This is a genomic window from Allosphingosinicella sp. (genome assembly GCF_036387215.1).
Taxonomy (GTDB): Bacteria; Pseudomonadota; Alphaproteobacteria; order Sphingomonadales; family Sphingomonadaceae; genus Allosphingosinicella.
In genome coordinates this window covers 1-2,908 of sequence record NZ_DASVUE010000137.1, presented here as the reverse complement: position 1 = coordinate 2,908, position 2,908 = coordinate 1, and the positions used below count along the sequence as shown (strand labels likewise).

The 2,908-nt window shown below is 65.5% G+C and carries 3 protein-coding genes; 2 read left to right on the top strand and 1 reads right to left on the bottom strand.

Features of this window, described 5'->3' with window-relative positions; all coding sequences use genetic code 11:
• The first annotated feature begins 19 nt into the window (after positions 1-19).
• The gene (gene rpsT / locus VF662_RS05460; protein ID WP_464138758.1) at positions 20-283 is read left to right on the top strand and encodes a 30S ribosomal protein S20; all 264 of its coding nucleotides are present in this window, start codon (positions 20-22) and stop codon (positions 281-283) included.
• Positions 284-674: 391 nt separating this feature from the next.
• Complete coding sequence (dnaA, locus tag VF662_RS05455; protein WP_464138755.1) at positions 675-2,099, top strand: chromosomal replication initiator protein DnaA; 1,425 nt, start codon at positions 675-677, stop codon at positions 2,097-2,099.
• 13 nt (positions 2,100-2,112) lie between these two features.
• Here dnaA and VF662_RS05450 read toward each other — a convergent pair.
• Positions 2,113-2,908: TraB/GumN family protein (locus VF662_RS05450; RefSeq protein WP_464138752.1), on the bottom strand; the 796-nt coding region annotated here is incomplete at its 5' end.

Below are 2,908 nucleotides of genomic sequence, written 5' to 3'. Positions count from 1 at the left end.
GCTACGAGGCATTCAGAAGATGGCGAATACGCCGCAGGCAAAGAAACGCATCCGCCGCAACGACCGCCGCGCGGAAATCAACGGCGCGCGCGTCAGCCGCATCCGCACGTTCGTGAAGCAGGTCGAGGCAGCGCTCGCCTCTGGCGACAAGGCCCAGGCCGAAGCCGCGATTCGCAAGGTGCAGCCGGAAATGATGCGCGGAGTCGCCAAGGGCGTCATCCACAAGAACACCGCCTCGCGGAAGATCTCGCGTCTCACCAAGCGGGTTGCCGCTCTCGGCTAAGCGCTTCAGAGACTGGAAAATGAATGGCCCGCCGGATCCTTCCGGCGGGTTTTTTCATGGCCTAAAGGCCATATTCGAATCCCGAGGACTTCCCGCGATTCGCGGCTTTGTTACGATTCTGTAACGGTTCAAAATTCGCAGAATTCCGCCGCTTTTGCAGCGACTGAGGCTCCAGCCGCGCATTTGCGTGTCAACCGCATTATTTCACATAGGTGTAATTTTTCCGGTTGATCGGACAGGCCCGCCGTCCCTAAAAAACTCTTCCTCCAACGGCTCGTCCGAAGGGGGCAAGACAGCAGAACGATCAATTGATTCGGCAGCGCCGCGGGGGCGATTTGCCGGGAGGGGGAGCGTTTGCTCTGAACAGGCCGCAGGTCCAGGCGGCGATTTGATGCGAGGGGGTGCTTGCGTGAGCTCTACGCCGGCCAGTGATGTAGCTTTGCCTGTAAGCGACCATTCGGACAGCCCCGTGGCCCTGGCCTGGGAGCATATCCGCAACGGCCTTCGCCGCGATTGCGGCGCCCGCACCTTCGACGGCTGGCTGCGCCCGATCCGCCTTGGCGGCTTCGACGATCAGAGCGGAGTGCTCCGGCTCGAGCTTCCCTCGCAATTCATGGCCGATTGGGTGCAGACCCATTTCGCCGACCGGCTGTCGCTCGCCTGGCGTTCGATGCTGCCGTCGGTCCGGCAGGTGGTGATTCGGTCGGGCGGGGAGCGCGCAGCCCCGGCGATCGCCGAAATTCCCGCTCCCGAGCCCGAGCCGGTCCGTCCTCAGCAGCCCGCAGGCCTATATGCGGCGCAGCTGGAGCCGCGTTACCGGTTCGAGAATTTCGTGATCGGCAAGGCGAACGAGGTCGCGTTCAACGCGGCCCGCACGCTTGCGACGGCGGAGAAGGTCGCGTTCAATCCGCTCTTCCTCCACGGCGGCACGGGCCGCGGCAAGACTCACCTCCTGCACGCGATCGGGCACGAATTCCGCGCCCGCCGGCCCGACGCCAAGATCATCTACATGTCGGCCGAGAAGTTCATGGTCGAGTTCGTCGCGGCGCTCCGCGCCAACGATACCATCCAGTTCAAGCAGCAGCTGCGCGCCGCCGACCTCCTCATGATCGACGACGTGCAGTTCATCGCCGGCAAGGAATCGACGCAGGAAGAATTCTTCCACACGATGAACGAGATCATTTCGGCCGGCCGCCGCCTCGTCATCTCGTCAGACCGCGCGCCGCAGGACCTGGATGGGATCGAGCCGCGGATCCTCTCGCGCCTGTCCTGGGGTCTCGTAGCCGACATCAACCAGGCCGATCTCGAGCTCCGGCTCAACATCATCCTCAAGAAGCTCGAATCGCTTCCGGACGTGAGCGTGCCGCAGGAAGTGGTGATGTTCCTCGCCAAACGGATCAGCTCCAACGTCCGCGAGCTCGAGGGTGCGCTGAATCGCATCGCCGCCTATGCGATGATGAGCGGCCGGGCGATCGACCTCGATTTCGTCGGCGAAGTGCTCGCCAACATCCTGCGCGCCAATCAGCGCCGGATCTCGATCGACGAGATCCAGGGCAAGGTCTCCGACCATTACCGCATCCGCAAGGCGGAGATGACCTCCGCCCGACGCGCCCGGGAGGTCGCCCGCCCGCGGCAGGTGGCCATGTACCTGTCCAAGCAGCTGACGCCGCGCTCGCTCCCCGAGATCGGCCGCCGATTCGGCGGACGGGACCACACCACGGTGATCCACGCCGTCCGCCAGATCGAGAAGCTGCGCGCCCAGGATCCGGAGCTCGATTCCGACATCCGGCTGCTGACCCGCCAGCTCGAGAACTGACGGGTCCGGCCGGTCAGCGCTTCCAGCGCGGCCCCTGGATATCGAAGCCGGCGGCCGCCAGGTCGTCGAGGACGCCGCCCGGCCGAGCGAGGCTGCCGAGGCTCACCACCGCCACCGTCAGCTGCGGCTCCGTCATCAGCCGCCGCATCAGCGGCCTCAGGTCGGTGTTGGGGATGATGCCCCAGTTCTTCGGCGAACAGGCTTCTGCCGTCTTCTCCGCGGGGGAGGCGAGCACATCCGGCACGCGCCGCTGCGCCCATGCATCCGAATGCTCCTTGATCGCGCCGGGGCCCGCTTCCGCCAGCGTCACCGCCGAGAGCAGGCACGGCACGTAGTTGCGCGGCGGCGATGCGAAGAAGTCCTTGAGGATCGGCTTCGCCTTGTAGCTCGTGATCGGAACCCGCTTCAGCTTGTACTTCTTGGCCGCCCGCTCGACATATTGGCCAGCCCCGGGGCCGTATCCGCGCTTGCCCTTGGCCGCGTCCCTCAGGTCCTCGGCGACCACCAGCGGGTGCGAACGCTCGAACCCGGCCTTCAGCACGCCCCGGTTCTTCAGCGCCACCAGCCGCTGGAACTGGTCCGCCGGCATGAACTGGGCGAGCGTCTGGCCCTTCGGGAGCGTCGCCATCTTCCGCGCCTGCCAGATGATGCCGAAGATCGCGAAGGGGGAGGCGGTGAGGCCGACCATGCTTGGGAACATCACCCGGTCAGCCTTACGCAGCGTGTCGGTGAGGGCGCCGGGATCCCAGCGCGTATCCTTCGACACGCCCTCGATCGAGCCGATGAGGACGATGCTCGTCTTCGGGCCC

What these genes read in the sequence shown, in the direction of transcription:
- dnaA (WP_464138755.1), top strand. Translation starts at nt 675, where the DNA reads ATGCGAGGGGGTGCTTGCGTGAGCTCTACGCCGGCCAGTGATGTAGCT.
- rpsT (WP_464138758.1), top strand. Translation starts at nt 20, where the DNA reads ATGGCGAATACGCCGCAGGCAAAGAAACGCATCCGCCGCAACGACCGC.